The sequence below is a fragment of the Brevundimonas sp. GN22 genome (assembly GCF_054824005.1).
Window position 1 is genome coordinate 1 of record NZ_JSYD01000071.1, and the last position, 17,725, is coordinate 17,725.

At 57.5% G+C, this 17,725-nt stretch carries 18 protein-coding genes; 12 read left to right on the top strand and 6 right to left on the bottom strand.

Going from position 1 to position 17,725, the window contains the following annotated elements:
* The 3 genes from OB03_RS10295 to OB03_RS10305 all read right to left on the bottom strand — a co-directional run.
* Window positions 1-471: recombinase family protein (locus OB03_RS10295; protein ID WP_461344075.1), on the bottom strand; the 471-nt coding region annotated here is incomplete at its 3' end.
* Window positions 468-1,391 (bottom strand): hypothetical protein, encoded by a 924-nt coding sequence (locus tag OB03_RS10300; RefSeq protein WP_461344076.1) that lies wholly within the window; start codon window positions 1,389-1,391, stop codon window positions 468-470. The genes OB03_RS10295 and OB03_RS10300, both read right to left, overlap by 4 nt.
* Window positions 1,392-1,611: 220 nt before the next feature.
* Window positions 1,612-3,378, bottom strand: coding sequence for a hypothetical protein (locus OB03_RS10305; protein ID WP_461344077.1), 1,767 nt, complete (start codon window positions 3,376-3,378; stop codon window positions 1,612-1,614).
* A gap of 400 nt (window positions 3,379-3,778) precedes the next feature.
* Between OB03_RS10305 and OB03_RS10310 the strand changes: the two genes are divergently transcribed.
* From OB03_RS10310 to egtD, 6 genes are all read left to right on the top strand, one after another.
* On the top strand, window positions 3,779-5,164 hold the full coding sequence (locus OB03_RS10310; RefSeq protein ID WP_282452680.1) for an ammonium transporter: 1,386 nt from the start codon (window positions 3,779-3,781) through the stop codon (window positions 5,162-5,164).
* 187 nt (window positions 5,165-5,351) lie between these two features.
* On the top strand, window positions 5,352-6,032 hold the full coding sequence (locus OB03_RS10315) for a TorF family putative porin (protein ID WP_461344078.1): 681 nt from the start codon (window positions 5,352-5,354) through the stop codon (window positions 6,030-6,032).
* Between the two features lie 125 nt (window positions 6,033-6,157).
* Window positions 6,158-6,460 carry an SCP2 sterol-binding domain-containing protein gene (locus tag OB03_RS10320; RefSeq protein ID WP_242913416.1) on the top strand — a complete coding sequence of 101 codons (303 nt, stop codon included), beginning with the start codon at window positions 6,158-6,160 and terminating at the stop codon, window positions 6,458-6,460.
* A 119-nt stretch (window positions 6,461-6,579) separates the two neighbouring features.
* Window positions 6,580-7,791, top strand: a complete 1,212-nt coding sequence (locus tag OB03_RS10325; protein WP_461344079.1) for an acyl-CoA dehydrogenase family protein — start codon at window positions 6,580-6,582, stop codon at window positions 7,789-7,791.
* A gap of 88 nt (window positions 7,792-7,879) precedes the next feature.
* Entirely contained in the window at window positions 7,880-9,133 is a 1,254-nt protein-coding gene (gene egtB, locus OB03_RS10330; protein ID WP_242913418.1) for an ergothioneine biosynthesis protein EgtB, read from the top strand.
* The gene (gene egtD, locus OB03_RS10335; RefSeq protein ID WP_461344080.1) at window positions 9,109-10,029 is read left to right on the top strand and encodes an L-histidine N(alpha)-methyltransferase; all 921 of its coding nucleotides are present in this window, start codon (window positions 9,109-9,111) and stop codon (window positions 10,027-10,029) included. The genes egtB and egtD overlap by 25 nt, the downstream gene beginning before the upstream one ends.
* A 56-nt stretch (window positions 10,030-10,085) precedes the next feature.
* Here the strand turns inward: egtD and OB03_RS10340 are convergent, their stop codons facing one another.
* On the bottom strand, window positions 10,086-10,328 hold the full coding sequence (locus tag OB03_RS10340) for a con-10 family general stress protein (RefSeq protein ID WP_242913420.1): 243 nt from the start codon (window positions 10,326-10,328) through the stop codon (window positions 10,086-10,088).
* A 142-nt stretch (window positions 10,329-10,470) separates the two neighbouring features.
* Window positions 10,471-11,172 carry an MBL fold metallo-hydrolase gene (locus OB03_RS10345; RefSeq protein WP_461344081.1) on the bottom strand — a complete coding sequence of 234 codons (702 nt, stop codon included), beginning with the start codon at window positions 11,170-11,172 and terminating at the stop codon, window positions 10,471-10,473.
* 174 nt (window positions 11,173-11,346) lie between these two features.
* Between OB03_RS10345 and tig the strand changes: the two genes are divergently transcribed.
* The 5 genes from tig (at window position 11,347) to OB03_RS10370 (ending at window position 15,490) form a co-directional block, all read left to right on the top strand.
* Complete coding sequence (gene tig / locus OB03_RS10350) at window positions 11,347-12,690, top strand: trigger factor (RefSeq protein ID WP_242913422.1); 1,344 nt, start codon at window positions 11,347-11,349, stop codon at window positions 12,688-12,690.
* A 152-nt stretch (window positions 12,691-12,842) separates the two neighbouring features.
* Window positions 12,843-13,751 carry a hypothetical protein gene (locus tag OB03_RS10355; protein ID WP_461344082.1) on the top strand — a complete coding sequence of 303 codons (909 nt, stop codon included), beginning with the start codon at window positions 12,843-12,845 and terminating at the stop codon, window positions 13,749-13,751.
* Between the two features lie 107 nt (window positions 13,752-13,858).
* Window positions 13,859-14,500, top strand: a complete 642-nt coding sequence (locus OB03_RS10360; protein ID WP_242913424.1) for an ATP-dependent Clp protease proteolytic subunit — start codon at window positions 13,859-13,861, stop codon at window positions 14,498-14,500.
* Window positions 14,501-14,607: 107 nt separating this feature from the next.
* Window positions 14,608-15,138, top strand: coding sequence for a cytochrome b (locus OB03_RS10365; protein WP_461344083.1), 531 nt, complete (start codon window positions 14,608-14,610; stop codon window positions 15,136-15,138).
* Between the two features lie 31 nt (window positions 15,139-15,169).
* Window positions 15,170-15,490, top strand: coding sequence for a hypothetical protein (locus OB03_RS10370; RefSeq protein WP_242913426.1), 321 nt, complete (start codon window positions 15,170-15,172; stop codon window positions 15,488-15,490).
* A gap of 21 nt (window positions 15,491-15,511) precedes the next feature.
* On the opposite strand, the gene OB03_RS10375 is transcribed toward OB03_RS10370, so the two are convergent.
* Window positions 15,512-16,114 (bottom strand): HAD-IB family hydrolase, encoded by a 603-nt coding sequence (locus tag OB03_RS10375; RefSeq protein ID WP_461344084.1) that lies wholly within the window; start codon window positions 16,112-16,114, stop codon window positions 15,512-15,514.
* Window positions 16,115-16,366: 252 nt separating this feature from the next.
* On the opposite strand from OB03_RS10375, the gene clpX reads away from it, so the two are divergent.
* Entirely contained in the window at window positions 16,367-17,635 is a 1,269-nt protein-coding gene (gene clpX / locus OB03_RS10380; protein WP_242913428.1) for an ATP-dependent Clp protease ATP-binding subunit ClpX, read from the top strand.
* Window positions 17,636-17,725: the final 90 nt, after the last annotated feature.

Genomic DNA, 17,725 nt, shown 5'->3' on the forward strand with positions numbered 1-17,725 from the left:
GACGCCCATTGTCATTTTTCCGGCTGCGCTCGTCAGATCCACACCACCGAGGGCGAGGCAATGAACCTTCACGCCAGAGGCGGCTAGGCGCTCCACGGTAGCTCGCACATCCATAGCATTGCGGCCTAGACGATCCAGCTTGGTGACAATCAGCACGTCGCCTTCTTCCATGCGGTCGATCAGCTTGGAAAAGTTCGGACGTTCCATTGCTGCTACGGAACCGGAGATGGTTTCCATCACCACCCGCTTCGGCTCGATGCTGAAACCTTGGCTCTCAATCTCTTGAAGCTGATTGGCGGTGGTCTGGTCCGAGGTGCTCACTCGGCAATATGCAAACGTCCTAGCCACAACCAATTCCGTATCGAAAACCTGTATCGGAACGTAAGTTGTATCGAAAGTATTGTAAAGCTGAGTTTCGATACAACTTTCATACCTGTATCGTTTTCGTTCGTTTTCGAGCCGGGCTGTCATTTGCCCTTCAGCGTATCCAATAAGCTCACCGCCCCATCTCTTGAGCCCCCTAGGTTCATTGGAATAGGCGAGCCAGATTTCCGTTGAGCCTGATACCAAGCCTTTGCAGCGGCTCTAGAGCTCGTAGGGGCTCCAATAAGGGTGTCGCGCCGCTCGGGCAAGGAACGCTTCTTTCTGGCCCAGTGGAGGGTGTCAGCGGTCATCAGAGGGGCTTTGGCAATGTATCTGGCCCATCCCATCAGATTGTAGATTTTGCGAACGTCCACTTGCCGCTCTTTGGCGGCCATATCTGTCTCACCACCGACTCGAGCAAGGATGGGCCGCACCTTGCTTATCGAGGAAGATATGATCCCGTGAATATGAACTTCATGGACTGGGGAAGCTTCCAATATGAAGGCATATTGAGGGGAGGGATCACCAGCCTTGCTGAAGGCTCGCTTCATTCGTTCAGTGAAATATCCAACAAAGCCTCTCGGGGAGGCATAAGCGGCTTCGATTTGCCTCTTGCCTAACTTGATCGTGAAGGCATGGACTTCACCCGTCATGGAAGCTCCCAAAGCCAACAGCTTGAGACGGTCTCCGGTATGGGTCCAATCAGGGACCCAAATGGTCCTGGTCTCTTTCCCTGTTTCTGGATTAATCTCTTTGTTCTTTAAATAGATTTTATCCTTCCATCTTGGGACTAGAGGCTTGCTTCCGGACGCTAAAACGGTGTCGCAGCCCTTATCTATAGAAGCCCATATTAACTGGAATATCCGGGTGTCTTCGATTGGGTCTCGGCGAGACGACGCGCCAGCAACTTTTGACTTATAGCCTAAGCGAGCGCGGGTTCTGGCGATCTTGGTTGCGAGAAGTTTATCAGCCTCCCATTCGACCACAAATTTGTCGATGAGGCGGTTGGTTTTAAGGTTTTGACTCATTGTGTTCTGAACTGAGAAAGTGGCTCGTGAAAGTATAAGGCCGCCCAAATGGCCTCTTTCAGAGTCCGGAAAATGCGGACAACTTTCGTACAAGTTACGTCCCGGATATGAGGCAGTGACTGCCATGTCGCTCAAGCCCCGCGCCCATAAAGTATAAGGTATTCAATATTTTGAAGACCAAAAACTCTAGGGACAGGGGCCTTTTAGGAGGGCTGATTTTCTAGGACTTCACTTCAGGAAGTGGTGACCGTTCAAGCCGCGACAGGTCCAGCCCCTCGTAGGTCAAGGACTCAATGGCTTTATACAGTGCATCGATGCCAAGACTTCCCATGTAAAATGCGTCCATTCCAGTCTGGGCATGCCCCATGATTTGGTTCTGGAACTGTGATGGTACCGAGTTGGTAGCCATCAGCGTCTTCCATGTGTGACGGAGGCTGTACAGCGTCGGCTTAGGATACCGATCAACCACACTCGGAATCATCTGCTCGTTGATGTTTCTTATCCAACGCGCCGAGGTGTAAAGCTTCCGAGGATCGTCAGACTTTTTCCACTCTGGGAATAGGCGCTTGCTCTTTGCAAGTTCCATTTCCTCCACATAGTCCAAGAAACCCAACTCAATGAGTTTCGGGTGTATCGGCAGCAGACGCTTGGCGTTCTCAGTCTTGTACGAAACGATATGCTCCTGATCGTTGGGATCAGAAGGGTCGAAGTCAGTCAAAATCGAAATGCTAGGGTACTGGCTGCTGTGCCGGATATCCTTGACCAAGAGCTGGGCAATCTCGCTGGGACGCGCTCCGCTGAAAAGCATCAATAGCGGAACCCATTTTCGGTGGTCGTTGATACGGTATTGCCCTGCTACGTTGGGGTGGTCTTTCGAGCGGCATCCCGTGAAGGTAGGTAGCGAGAAGAACGCGTTCAGTTCGTCAATCTCAAAAGGAACACCGCGAGATTTTCCTTTGCTCTTTGAAGCGCCCTTTACACGAATGCCATTGCAGGGAGAGACCTTGATGTATCGTTCTTCGACAGTGAAAGCGAAAACCCACCTAATCGCAGAAAAATAGTTCGTGTTAATGGTGTTGGGAGAAATAGTTGAATACGGTTTTTCTCTCGAAGCATTTGCTGCAATAGCCGCCTCGAGGCCAAGCTTAGGGAACCGCTGAACCATGCGGTCAGGGGCTTCTGAAACTAGGCGCAGAAACGATTTTACGTCGGTTCCCTCGATTTTATAAAGCGCAGCCCCCCTGACATGCTGATTAAACAGCTTAGCCGCAACGCGAACCTTGTGATTCCAGCTTTCCTTTTTCTTTCCCTCGAGGATGGCTTCCTCAGCAATTTCTAGGAAAGTTTTATAGGCGTTTGGATGGTGGACGGTTTCGCTGACACCGAACGCAAAGTGGGGCTTTGATGGTTCGGTTTTGTTACCAGCCAAATCAACTCTGGCTCTCATTTCAGCGATATCAACTTCAAACAACGCATCAGCAATGCGCTGAATGCTATCGGCGTCCCCCTGTAGGTGTTTCTTTTTGGCTATGACTTCAGCCATTCTAAGCCGAACGTCTTCCTGCTCTTTCTTGATGATGGCCCGGGCTCTGTCCGCGTAATACTCATCGTTCAGAGCGCCAACATCTTGTGCAGCAAGTTCATCACGAGTGATGCGCACTTCCAGCGGCTCCGACATACGGCTCGCGTACATCTTGGGCGCGGTACGGTTGTACATCTCGTTCATCAAGCCGTTCAGGATTTCGTCGGTAACGCCAATCTTGGCTGTGACCACGGCTGTTGGTAGCGAGCGATCTTCAAAAAGAAGATCGATTCCCTCTTCCACAATCACACGCCTAGCAGCGCTCACAGTCCGTACCTTGAGAGAGCGTTCGTATATCTCCTTGCCGTTAAAGGGGGGGAGGTGCTGAAGGTGTTTTGGAACGCGACGCCTATAATAGATGATCCCATTTCTAGGCTTAGTATGTGCGGGAAGCTTGGTACTCATGGCGAGGCTTGTGTGGCAGAAAGTATGACAAGCCAACCCCAAAGACATTTGATTTCTAAAAGTTTTTTGTTTTCAGAGGGCGAACTGTCACACAGCAGAGAATCCCTCCGTCTCCGCCAGATCTCTTTGCCGAGATCCGGCACCTTCCCTCAAAAGCTAACTTTACAGCCCTGATGATTTGGGGCGTTGACGCGCGACTGCAGCCAGTTTGCGCACGACAACAGCTCTACGCCCGCTGCTAAGCTGGATGGTATTTGCGCCGGAACATGGTTGACGGCCAGTTCACGCAAAAAATATTCGCATACCGACGTTTTTACTCTTGCTGATTTCGCAGATGCGTTCAAAACTTCGCACATGCGTAAACATAGAGGGGGATACTCGAGTGACGCACAAAAAGAGCATGATGCCAGGGCTTGTTGCCCTTGGCTGCTTTGCCGGCGGTCTCCTCGCTGCCGGAGCGGCATGTGCCGCGGCTACCCCTGAGGTAGCCACAACCATCGCAAACGTCGCTGCAACAGCGTCGGAGCCAGCCGCTCCGGCGCTGTTTTCACATCAGGTTCCGTTGGAGCTTGATGCCGCCGCGACGTCTTGGCTCGGAACGTCAACGGCACTGGTGCTGCTGATGACCTTGCCGGGTCTGGCCCTGTTCTACGGCGGTATGGTGCGCCGCAAGAACGTGGTGGCCACCATCACCCAGTCGGTGGCTGCCTTCGCGGTAGTCACGCTGGTATGGATGGTCGCTGGCTATACCATTGCCTTCGGCGTGAACCCCGATGAGGGGCTGAACCGCTTTGTCGGCAGCTTTGACGCGCTGTTCCTGAAGGGCATCACCAAGGATACGGCCTACGCCGCTCTTCCGGGCATTCCGGAGTATCTTTGGCTATCGTTCCAGCTGACCTTCGCGATCATCACGCCGGCGCTCATCACCGGGGCCTTTGCAGAGCGGATCAAATACTCTGGTCTGCTGCTGTTCATCGCCCTGTGGTCCTTGATCGTTTATGCCCCGATTGCCCACTGGGTGTGGGGCGGGGGCTTCCTCGGTGCGGGTGGCGTGCTGGACTTCGCCGGTGGCGCAGTTGTTCACGTGAACTCGGGCGTTGCGGGCCTTGTGTGCGCGATCTTCCTGGGTGCCCGTAAGGGTTACGGCGTCGAGCCGATTACAGCGCACAACCCTGTGCTGACGATGATCGGTGCTTCGCTGCTGCTGGTAGGCTGGATCGGCTTTAACGCCGGTTCTGCCGGCGCAGCAGATGGTCTGATGGCTGTCGCGCTCATCAACACCCTCATCGCAGCTGCGGCTGGCTCGTTGAGCTGGAAGTTCATCGAACGTATCGAAAAGCGCAAATGGTCGCTGATCGGCGTTCTATCCGGCATCGTTGCCGGTCTGGTGGGTATTACGCCAGCCGCTGGCTTCGTCGATCCTATGGGCGCACTCATCATCGGTCTGGTCTCCGGTCCGGTCTGTTACGTCTCGTCGGTCTGGCTCAAGAAGCTGCTCAAATACGATGACAGCCTCGATGCGTTCGGTCTGCACGGCGCGGGCGGTCTGGTCGGCGCACTGCTGACGGGCCTTCTGGCAACCACTGCGGTCAACGACCTGTCAGAAGGTGCAAACGTTCTGGCCCAGTTCATGGGTCTGGTCTGGACGATCGTCTGGAGCGCCATCGGTACGCTCGTCGTGCTGGTGATCTGCAAGTACACCACCGGTCTTCGCGTGAACGAGACCGTGGAAGACGAAGGCCTCGATACTCACCTGCATGGTGAGGCTCTAGAGCCTTCTGCCTAAGCGGCTTCATAGCCGTGGGGCTTTGATGCCCCGCTGATACCCAAAGTCGTGCCGGGCGGCGTGTCCTCCCACCGTCGTCCGGCCCGCAAGCCACCCTGAGTACTGTGATCGTTTTACCTCCGATGGCGGCTTCGCTGCCGGGACTGTTCGCGTGCGTAAAGTTCAATGACTTCCAGGGGATACACTAATGAAAAATGCAATCCTTGGCCTTGCAGCGCTGGGCCTGATGACTGTTCCGACGCTTGCTGTCGCGCAAGAGGCGGTGCCGGAATGGTCCTTTAACGCGGGCGTGGTGAGCGACTACATGTATCGCGGCTTCAGTCAGTCCGATAACGGCGTGGCTTTGCAGGGTGGTGTCGATTTCACCTACGGCCAGTTCTATGCAGGCACCTGGGCATCCAGTGTGAACTTCGGTGACGGAACCGATGCCGAGTGGGATTTCTACGCTGGTCTGACAGGCGTGGTGGGTGGCTTGGACTATGACGTAGGGGCCACCTATTTCACCTATGTCGATGCACCTGATGGCAGCGACTACAACATGATCGAGTTCAAGGCAGGCCTGTCCAAGACCATCGAACAGGTCACGTTCGGAGGCACTGTCTATTACTCCCCCGACTTCTTCGGTGCGGACGAGCACGCCACCTATATCGAAGCCTCCGTGGGCTATGAACTGAACGACAAATGGTCGCTCTCCGGGGGCATCGGCCGCCAGTATCTAGATGTCGGTACGGACTACAATTCGTGGAACGCGGGCGTGATTTATAACGTGAATGCCAATGTCGCGTTGGACGTCCGCTTCTGGGATTCCGGGGTTCGAACCGAACTCAGCGACGCGCGTGTCACTGTCGGACTGGGGTTGTCTTTCTGACCGTTGCTTTGCTTTCACTGATGAAAATAAGTGATGAAAGTGAAAAAGCCTTACGCTAGGTGATCTTGGCACGGGGGCCTGCAACCGCTAGCTCTTGGGTATCAAACGTCTAAGGGATGACGCTCATGGCCGATCTGGCTCAAATCACCGCAAAAATCCAAGAAGCCATCAACACCAACGGCGGCTTCGGCAAGACCATCAAGCTGGACCTCGGCGAAGCTGGCAAGATCTTCATCGACGGGATCAACAACACCGTCACCAACGATGACAACGCAGCCGATGCGACCGTCTCGCTGAAGATGGAAGACTTCCTGGCTCTGGCCGAAGGCCGCCTCGACCCGATGATGGCCTTCATGCAAGGCAAGCTGAAGGTTACTGGCGACATGATGCTCGCACAAAAGCTGGCTCCGCTGCTCAAGGGTCGTTGATCCTGAAGCGGTTAAGCTGAAAAGTAGGGCGCGGTTCTTTTAGGGCCGCGCCTTTTTCATGGCTCTAAATCGCCAGTCAGAGCGATGCGCCAAACGATGCCCAGGGGAGGGTTAATGCTATGGATTTCCGCTTTTCCGATCGATCGCTGGTTTGGCAGGACAAGCTTTCGCGCTTCATGCAGGACCACGTCATTCCGCAGGAGGACGCCTATATCGCTTCGGTTCGCGCCAATCCGCGCGTGTTCTCTCCGGTGATGGTCGAGCTAAAGGCCAAGGCTCGCGAGGCAGGCCTATGGAATATGTTCCTGCCGGGCGATCATGGGGCTGGTCTGAGCAATCAGGACTACGCACCGCTGGCCGAGATGATGGGGCGTCACCTGTGGTCGGCCGAGGTCTTCAACTGTAACGCGCCTGATACCGGCAATATGGAGGTGCTCCACCTCTATGGAAACCAGCGGCAGCAGGAACAGTGGCTGACACCTTTAATGGAGGGCAAAATCCGTTCGGCCTTCCTGATGACCGAGCCGGCCGTCGCGTCTTCCGACGCCACCAATATCGAGACGCGTATCGAGCGAGACGGCGATGAATACGTCATCAACGGGCGCAAGTGGTGGTCGACCAATATGGCCCACCCGAATCTGGCCTTCACGATTGTCATGGGCAAGACCGATCCCGATGCCCCCGTCCACCAGCAGCAGAGCCAAATCCTTGTGCCCGTCGATACGCCCGGTTTCCGTATCGAGCGCATGCTTTCGGTATTCGGCTATGACGAGCTTCCTATTGGTCACGCCGAGGTGGTGCTGGAGAATGTTCGCGTTCCGGCGGCGAACCTGATTGCGGGTGAGGGCAGAGGGTTCGAGATTGCACAAGGGCGCCTTGGACCAGGCCGCATCCACCACTGCATGCGCGTGATCGGTGCTGCCGAGCGTGCGCTCGAGCTGATGGTGGATCGCCTGTTGAGCCGCGTAGCATTCCGTAAGGCGTTGGCCGAACACTCCGTCTGGGAGCAGCGTGTCGCCGAGGCCCGCACCCAGATTGAAATGTGCCGTCTGCTTGTGCTGAAGGCCGCGTGGATGATGGACGATGTGGGTGCCAAGGGGGCCCGCTCCGAAATCGCCCAGATCAAGGTCGCTGCTCCGAAAATGGCGCTCAAGGTAATCGATGACGCTATTCAGGCTTATGGCGGTGCCGGTGTGTCTGCTGACACTCCGCTGGCAGAACTGTACGCTACGGTTCGCACCCTGCGGATCGCGGACGGACCTGACGAGGTTCACAACCGCACGATTGCCCGGCTGGAATACGCGGCAAGAGCGGTTCAAGCCGCGCGCTGAGGTCTAAGGGGGCGGGGGAACATCCTTCGCCCGCCTCGCGTTGCCTATGTAACGGTACACTCGATGTGCCGATTTACAGAGGGAAACGATGCGACCCGCCCCACGCCCCCTTCCGCTCGTCAGCACGGCCCTGCTTTCAAAATATCAAAGGGTTAGAGAACAGACCTTACGTTTGGTCTCAGGTTTTGCGCCGGAAGACCTTGTGGTTCAGTCCATGCCTAATGCCAGTCCGGCAAAGTGGCATCTTGGACATACCAGCTGGTTCTTTGAGGCCATGATACTGGCGCGTGATCCTCGCTATGTTCCGGTAAATCCCCAGCTCCAACTCATATTCAACTCCTATTATGAAGCCTTGGGGAAGCGTGTCGCTCGTGCGGAGCGAGGCCTAATGACGCGCCCGTCGCTTTGCGAAGTCCAGGCTTATCGGGCCGAGATTGACCGGCGAATGTATGACCGGCTGAATGATCCGCTTTCAGAAGCCGAAGAGTATCTGTTCAATCTTGGCCTCAATCACGAGCAGCAGCACCAAGAGCTTCTTGTTCAGGATCTACTGCATCTCTTTTCACGCAATCCCTTACGTCCCGCAGCGTGGCGCGAAGAGCCGCGCACGGCACCTTTGGCTTTGCCTAGAGGGGGTGTCATCGAGATCTCCGAAGGCTTGGTGTCCGTCGGCCATGACAAGGTCGATGGCTTTTCCTTCGACAACGAAATACCGGTTCATCGGCAGTGGTTAAATGCCTACGCCTTGTCGGCCGATCTGGTTTCCAACGGGCAGTGGGCGCGCTTCATTGAAGACGGCGGCTATGAGCGTGCGGAACTTTGGCTGTCTGACGGCTGGGCGCTAGTGCAAACGGAGGGACTGAGAGCGCCCGCATATTGGCGCAGCAGTGGCTCGGGCTGGAAGCAGTTTACCGTCACGGGCGAGGCCGATCTCGACGAAGACGCGCCCGTCCGACACATCAATTATTACGAGGCCGATGCCTTCGCGCGGTGGGCCGGCGGTCGCTTGCCGACCGAGGCCGAATGGGAGCACGCCGCTGCTACACGCGGAGCGGAGTTCTCAAATCTGGATACGGAGGTGTGGCAGTGGACCCAGTCGTCCTACGGCCCGTATCCCGGCTTCCAGCCGACCGAAGGGACTGCCGCCGAGTATAACGGCAAGTTCATGGCCAACCAGATGATCCTGCGCGGCGGAAGCTTCGCGACGCCACGCGATCACCTGCGAACCACCTATCGCAACTTCTATTATCCGCACCAGCGCTGGGCCTTTACCGGTCTGCGACTGGCCTTTGATCGCGCCCAGAATCCGGAGGTGGCATGCAAGCCTTTCGTCGTGAACTAACCGAAGGGCTGGCCGCATCGCCAAAATCGATATCTCCCAAATGGCTGTACGATGCCAAAGGCTCGGAGCTGTTCGAGGACATCACTCGACTGCCCGAATATTATCCGACCCGGCAGGAGAGGGCGTTGTTGCGGCGAGTGGCACCAACGTGGGCTAAGGGTGTCGGCCCCGACGCGACACTGGTCGAACTGGGCTCCGGTGCCAGCGAAAAGACCCGTATCGTGCTGGACGCTTTGCCTGCACTGGCGGCCTATATTCCTTTGGACATCAGCCAGTCGGCGCTTGAAGAGGCCGCCGCGTCTATCCGTGCAGACTATCCCAAGCTGGATGTCCGACCTGTGCTGGGTGACTTCAGCGCATTGCCATCACTACCGGACGATTTGCCGAGCGGCAGGCGCGTAGGGTTTTTCCCCGGTTCGACCTTGGGAAATCTCGAGCGGGACGAGGCCGTCAGGCTGCTCGCATCTTCGCGTCGCATGCTGGGTGAGGATGCGCTGTTTATCCTCGGGGTGGATCTCATCAAGGATCGCGAAACGCTGGAGGCAGCCTATGACGACGCGCAAGGCGTGACGGCGAGGTTCAATCTCAACCTGCTTGAGCGCGCCAACCGAGAGTTAGGCACCGACTTCGAGCTTACGGCATTCCGTCACCGCGCGGTGTGGAACGAGGCGTGCTCGCGTATCGAAATGCATCTGGAAGCCGTGAGGGATACCCAAGTCACGCTGGACGGTATGACCTACGATTTTGCCGGGGGCGAAACGCTGCACACTGAAAGCTCGCGCAAGTTCAGTCGTGACCAGATCGAACAACTGGCATCGGCTTCGGGGTGGAGCGTGCGAGACTGGGCCCAATCCGACGCACCGTCGGTCGCATTGGCTGTGCTGGCCCCGGCGTAAAGACAAAGGGCGGTGCATCGCTGCACCGCCCTTGGATTACTCAGGTTGCCACAGTCTTAGTTGGCACGCGGAGTAGCCGATTGATCCTTGAGATCAGCCTTGTTGCGCGAACCGTGAGAAGCTTCGCCTCCTTTTCGACCGGCTTGTGCGGCCAGAGAACGATCTTGGGAAAAGCTGCGCTTCTCCGAAGGAACGCTTGCACCACCCTTGCGGGCGATTTCACGCTGACGCGCTGGGTCCATCGACGCGAACCCACGTTTGGAAATACCCGAAGGCTTAGCCGGTACTTGGTCGGCCATATGCGAACTCCTTTCGAACTGTAGCACTCACAGAAAGAAGGAGCCGAGCGTAGCTAAGGTTCCGCGACCTTTGTCGCATTTTACAACCTTTGCGGGACCAACATGTTAAGCATCGGAAATAACGAACATTAATTGCTGTTAATCAAGCAAATCCGGACGTGTTATTTGACAATTCATCGCTGTTCAAAGCGGCGTCGCCCACGAAGGGATTTGTGCGCCGCTCCTGCCCGAAGGTCGAGTGGGGGCCGTGGCCGGGGATAAAGGTCACATCGTCCCCTAGCGGCCAGAGTTTCTGGACGATCGACTGCACCAGATCCTGATGGGAGCTTTGGGGGAAATCGGTACGGCCCACCGATCCCTGGAAAAGAACATCCCCGACCTGGGCGAATCGCGCCTCGCGGTTGAAGAAGATCACGTGGCCGGGCGTGTGACCGGGGCAGTGATAGACTTCCCAGCGGGTTTCACCCAATTCCACGGCATCACCGTCAGCAAGCCAGCGGGTCGGAGTGAAGCTGCGGGCGTCCGGCAGCCCCCAGCGCTGGCCCTGTTCTGGAATCATATCGATCCAGAATTTGTCGGCTGTGTGCGGTCCGACGATTTCGACGCCCGACATATCTTGCAGGTCCTGTGCGCCACCGGCGTGGTCCAGATGTCCGTGCGTGATCCAGATCGCTTCCAGCGTCAGTCCGCGGCGCTTGATCTCGGCATAGAGCGCGTCTGCGGATGCGCCGGGATCGATGACTGCGGCCTTCAGGGTTTTGGTGCACCACACGATGGTGCAGTTCTGCTGAAGCGGAGTGACGGGGCTGACGAGAACGCCAATAGGTGCGACTTGCTGGTTCATAAACACTGAAATAGCGCTGCTAGAACATCAAAGAAACCCGCTGCGCGTTGACGTAAGGGTCTTGGATCGACATAAGAGCGGGCTTCGAGGGTACCGCTCCTGTGGGGCGGTCCTTTTGCTTTATTCCACTCGCGCGCCTTTTGGGCGTCGCCCCAGAGCGTCAGATATCCGACCATGCAAGTCGTCGAAAAGTCGAACGAAGGCCTCAGCCGCGTGATCGCGGTGACCATTCCGGTAGCAGAGCTGAACGAAAAGCTTGAAGCCCGTATCAAGGAAGTCGCCCCGCAAATGAAGCTGAAAGGCTTCCGCCCGGGCAAGGTGCCGGCCTCCTACGTGAAGAAGACCTTCGGTCGTGACTTCATGGGCGAAATCATCAACGCCTCGCTGAACGAAACCAGCCAAGGCGCTCTGGACGAACTGAAGGTCCGTCCGGCTGCTCCGGCAGAGATGAAGCTGATCTCGGACATGGACAAGGTCGTCGCAGGCGAAGAAGACCTGTCGTACGAAATGTCGCTGGAAATCATGCCGGAGTTCACCCCGGTTGATCCGAAGACCCTCGAGCTGTCGCGCCCGACCTATGAAGCGTCGGACGAAGACCTCGAAGAAGCTCTCAAGGAACTGGCCTCGCAAGCCAAGTCCTACGAGGACAAGAAGGGCAAGACCGTCAAGGCCGCTGATGGCGACCAACTGACCATCGACTTCGTCGGCAAGATCGATGGCGTCGAGTTCGACGGTGGCGCTGCTACCGACGCTGATCTGGTCATCGGTTCGGGCCGCTTCATCCCGGGCTTCGAAGAGCAGCTCAAGGGTGCCAAGGTCGGCGAAGAGAAGACCATCGAGGTCACCTTCCCGGAAGAATATCAAGCCGCTCACCTGGCTGGTAAGGCCGCAACCTTCGACGTCACCGTCAAGGCTATCAAGGCTGAAACCGAAACCGCCATCGACGACGAGTTCGCCAAGCGCATCGGTCTGGAGTCGCTGGACAAGCTGAAAGAGCTGCTGAAGGCCAACCTGAACCAGCAATACGCTGGCGCAGCCCGCTTCAAGCTGAAGCGCGCTCTGCTGGACGTGCTGGACGCCGGTCACGACTTCCCGCTGCCGCCGAAGATGGTGGAAGCCGAGTTCGAAGGAATCTGGGCTCAGGTGTCGGCCGACAAGGAAGCTGGCAACCTGACTGAAGACGACGCCAAGAAGTCGGAAGACGACCTGAAGGCCGAGTACAAGAAGATCGCAGAGCGCCGCGTGCGTCTGGGCCTCGTGCTCGCTGAAATCGGTCGCCTGAACAACGTCGGCGTGACCGATCAGGAACTGTCGAACGCCATCATGGCCGAAGCCCGCAACTACCCGGGCCAAGAGCGCATGGTTCTGGACTTCTACCGTCAGAACCCGAACGCAGCTGCCCAGCTGCGCGCTCCGATCTATGAAGAGAAGGTCGTCGACCTGATCGTCTCGGTCGCCAAGGTGAAGGACGAAGCCATCACCAAGGAAGAGCTGCTGAAAGACGAAGAAGAAGCCTAATCGGCGGTCCTTCTGATCAGAAGTTTAAAGGGCGGTGCGAAAGCGCCGCCCTTTTTCGTTGCTGAACTATTTTTTGCCGCAATCCATGCATCGATTTAACTAATGGCGCGTACCTAGCGATGTTACGTAAGGACGACCCTTAGGAGTAACGAATGTTTTTTGCCGCCTTGGCTCTCGCGGGAGCACTCACCGCCCAACCGCCGCAGCAGGCTCCGTCGTCGCCGACGCAGGTGGATGACATCGTTGTGGCGGGACGTCCGGTCGGCGAGCAAATCCGTAGCTTCCTTGACGATGTAGCTCTGCCGGACCCGAACCTGCGGGTCGCACGCTTCCATAATAATGTCTGTGTCGGTGCCGTGAATATGCGCGGTGAGATGGCTCAATATGTCGTGGACCGCATTTCGGACGTGGGCGACGCCATTGGTCTGGAGGTTGGCGGTCCGGGCTGCAAACCCAATGTGCTCGTGATTGCGGCGGACGATGGGGCTGCCTTTGCCAGGGGGTTGGTAGACTCGCGTCGCCGCGCCTTCGTACCGGGCGGTTCGGGAATGGTCCGCACCTACGCAGCGCTGGACCGATTCCAAAACACTGATGCAGGCATTCGCTGGTGGCATGTTTCGATGCCGGTCGACGCCCGATCTGGAGCAATCGCGACCCGTTTGCCGGGCGAAGATCCTCCCTTTGTGACCGGCGCGGGTTCGCGCTTGCGCTCGGAGATCCGCAACGACATCAACCGCGTCATCATTATTCTGGACTTCAACAAGCTGCAGGGCCTGAACTCCCGCCAGATCGCGGACTTTGCGGCTATGGTTGCGTTTTCGCAGGTGGACTTGGACTCCGACTTCTCCGGATACGATTCCATTCTGTCCCTTATGTCGGATCGCGAATATGAGGGGATGAGCGAGTGGGACATGGCCTATCTCAAGGCTCTGTACAGTGCCGAGCTCACCGGCGTGTCCAAGACCCAACAGCGTGGCGAGATCGCCGCCCTGATGGAACGTGCCCAGGTCGGCCCGCGCGCCCGTCGCAAGGCGGTCGATGCGGCGGTTGATCCGTCTTAATCGCTTAATCCGCTCATGTGGCCTTGCATCGCCCATAGCGGGTGATGATATCGTGAGAACTAAGGTGGGCGGCTGTGAGTCGCCCCGAGATTCTCGAAAAGGCCCACATGCGCGATCCGATCGACTACATCTCCAACAATCTCGTTCCTATGGTGGTGGAGCAATCCAGCCGTGGTGAACGGGCGTTCGACATCTTCTCGCGCCTGCTGCGTGAACGCATCATCTTCCTGACCGGCCCGTTCGAAGACGGCATGGCTTCGCTGATCTGCGCGCAGTTGCTGTTCCTTGAATCGGAGAACCCGAAGAAGGAAATCAGCATGTATATCAACAGCCCCGGCGGTCAGGTGACCTCGGCGCTGGCGATCTACGACACCATGCAATACATCCGCTCGCCGGTTTCGACTGTGGTGATGGGTATGGCCGCTTCGGCAGGTTCGCTGATCCTGACCGCTGGTGAAGCCGGTCAACGCGTCGCTCTGCCGAACGCTCGCGTGATGGTGCACCAACCGTCGGGTGGCTTCCGTGGTACCGCTTCGGATATCGAGCGTCACGCCGAAGACATTATCGCGACCAAGCGTCGTTTGAACGAAATCTACGTCAAGCACACCGGACGCACCTATGAAGAGGTTGAGCGCACGCTCGACCGTGACCACTTCATGACGGCCGACGAAGCCAAGGCCTGGGGCATCGTGGACCACGTCTATGATCGCCGTATTCAGGCGGACGCGGACGGCGTGAAGGCTCCCTAACGCCTGACGACATGACGACATGACGACATGAGGCGGGGCGGTCCGGATTATCGGGCCGCCCCGAATCATGTTTGCACGTGATTTGAGTATGAGAGCGGGGCAGGGTGATGTGGGATAACGGCTTGAAATACGGACTGGTGACGCGGGTGCTGCATTGGTCCATTGCGGCGCTGCTGGCCTATCAGCTGGGCGGCGTTATCGCTGGTACGGTCTTGGGCGAAACCCCGCTGACCGAGGCGTGGGGCTCGGGGCACAAGGCAACAGGCCTGCTGCTGTTCGTACTCGCCGTGGTTCGCGCTGTGTGGGGACTGGTAAACTTGCGCCAACGACCCGCCTCGCATCGCGGGCTGATCGGCAAGGCTGCCGTCGCCGGTCATCTGGTGCTTTACGGCCTGTTGCTGTTCGTTCCTGCGGTCGCATTGGTTCGCCAATACGGGTCTGGCAGGCCGTTCGAGGCGTTCGGGCTAACGATCATGCAAGGCGGCCCCGACAAGATCGAGTGGATGACCAAGCTGGGTAGCGATTTTCACGGCGAAATGGCGTGGGTGTTGCTTGTGATGATCGCGCTGCACATCGTTATGACGCTGGTGCACCAATTCGTCTGGAAGGATGGCACGCTGAAGCGGATGGCGGGCTGATCCTCCTCGCTGAACATGCTATCAGGCCGCCATGCAGTACACCAATGACACCAAGGGCACGATAGAGGTCGATGGCGACGTCTATCTTTGGGAACTCCGCCGACAGCAGCGTCCGGTGGGCAAGAATGCGTGGGAGGGCATAGCCATCGCCTTCCGCCATCAGGACTATAAGCGCGAGGCTGTGGCCCAGTACCCTGCGCTGTTCCGCCCGAACGGTTCTCCCAATCTGGAGAAGCAGCGCATCGATCTGGACGTGCTGGCCAGCACGGTACGTTCAATCATCGAAGCTGGCTGGGAGCCTGCGTCGCGCGGCAAGACGGTGAACTTCGACGTGGATGCGGACGGCAACTGACCGCCCGCACCGTCGGACAGATCAGGGCTTCCGGGTGAAAACCTGGAAGCCTTTTTCTTCGGCCATGGCGATCATCTGTTCATCGCCGGACGTGTCCCCATAGGCCGCCAGGACGCGCACATCGGGTCCGTAAACGGCGCGGATGCGCTGGACCTTCTGTTCGCGACGGCAGTTCGGTGTGGCAAACCGTCCGGTGACGCGGTCATCGCCATCGAACTCCAGTTGCGTGCCGATAAGGTTTTCCGCACCCAACCGCTCTGCGAATGGCGCGATGGTCGTTTCGGGCGATGCGGTCACGATGACGCGGTGGACACCCTTGGCACCCCATTCTTCCCATTTGGCGAGAGCGTCCGGACGCATAAACTTCTTCCAGACCTCGTCGCGATAGGCCTCGGCCTGAATGGCCAGTGCCTCGCGCTTGATGCCCTTGAGAAACACATCGACCGACGCTGCCTTGATCCGCCCCCGATCGCGGTCACCAAGATAGGCAAGGGCCGCCGGCACCAGCCGGAGCATCCCGCCAAGGTACTTAAGTGGTCCTACCCGCCATTTGAGAAATGCGGTGAAGCTGTCGCGAATCGACAGAGTGCCGTCAAAATCGAACGCGACTATTTCCTTTGGCATTTCGCTTGTGCGAAAAGGGGGCTGGCGCGACGCGTCCACATTACCCATCTGTGACATCCTGCCTGTATTCCCCATAAGTTCCTGCGGAGTGACGTTTCTCGCGTCACGGTACCCAAACGGGCTTGTGGCGGAACCTCTGATGGGTGATTGTTATTTTTTGAAGACTTTGCTGCTTAGATTCTAATGTCTAACATCAAGGTTGTCGCCTTTTCCCCCAATCCCGGTGGAAATGGCGGAGAGTGAGATGGGTCTATGACCAAAGCCGCCGGCACTGACGCCAAAAGCACGCTCTACTGCTCCTTCTGTGGAAAGAGCCAGCATGAGGTCCGCAAACTGATTGCGGGCCCGACCGTGTTCATCTGCGATGAATGCGTCGAGCTGTGCATGGACATCATCCGCGAAGAACAGAAGATCACGCTCAAGACGTCGAAGGACGGGGTGCCAACCCCGAAAGAAATCCGCGACGTTCTGGACGACTATGTGATCGGTCAATCGCACGCCAAGAAGGTGCTGTCGGTTGCCGTACACAACCACTACAAGCGCCTGAACCACGCGGCGAAGAACAACGACGTCGAACTGGCCAAGTCGAACATCATGCTGATCGGTCCGACCGGCTCGGGTAAGACCCTGCTGGCACAGACCCTGGCGCGCATCATCGATGTGCCGTTCACCATGGCGGACGCGACGACGCTGACCGAAGCCGGTTACGTCGGTGAAGATGTCGAGAACATCATTCTGAAGCTGCTTCAGGCGTCGGATTACAACGTTGAACGCGCCCAGCGCGGCATCGTTTACATCGACGAAATCGACAAGATCAGCCGCAAGTCCGACAATCCTTCGATCACCCGCGACGTGTCGGGCGAGGGTGTTCAGCAGGCTCTGCTGAAGATCATGGAAGGCACGGTTGCATCCGTCCCGCCGCAAGGTGGCCGCAAGCATCCGCAGCAGGAATTCCTGCAAGTCGACACGGCCAACATCCTGTTCATCGTCGGCGGCGCGTTCGCCGGCCTGGAGAAGGTGATCTCGGCGCGTGGCGATGGCGTGTCCATCGGCTTCGGTGCCAAGGTCAAGGAAGTCGACGAGCGTCGTACCGGCGAAATCCTCAAGGAAGTCGAGCCCGACGATCTGATGCGTTTCGGACTTATTCCGGAGTTTATCGGTCGTCTGCCGGTCCTGGCTACTCTGGAAGATCTGGACGAAGAAGCGCTGATCAAGATCCTGACTGAGCCGAAGAATGCTCTGGTCAAGCAGTACAAGCGCCTGTTCGACATGGAGAACGTGAACCTGACCTTCACCGACGACGCGCTGTCCGCGGTCGCCAAGAAGGCTATCACCCGCAAGACGGGTGCACGTGGTCTGCGTTCGATCCTGGAAGGTGTTCTGCTGGAAACCATGTTCGACCTGCCGACCTACGAAGGCGTGGAAGAAGTGGTGGTCAATGCCGAGGTTATCGAGGGCCGCGCCCAACCTCTGCTGATCTATTCCGAGTCGAAAAAGAAGAAAGCTGACCCTGCAGCTTGATTTGAACTGATGAGCTAGCGGGCAGGGCGGTCCTTTACGGGGCCGCCCTGTTGCGTTTTTAGCCCATGTTTACCGCTGTAAGCCCGAACT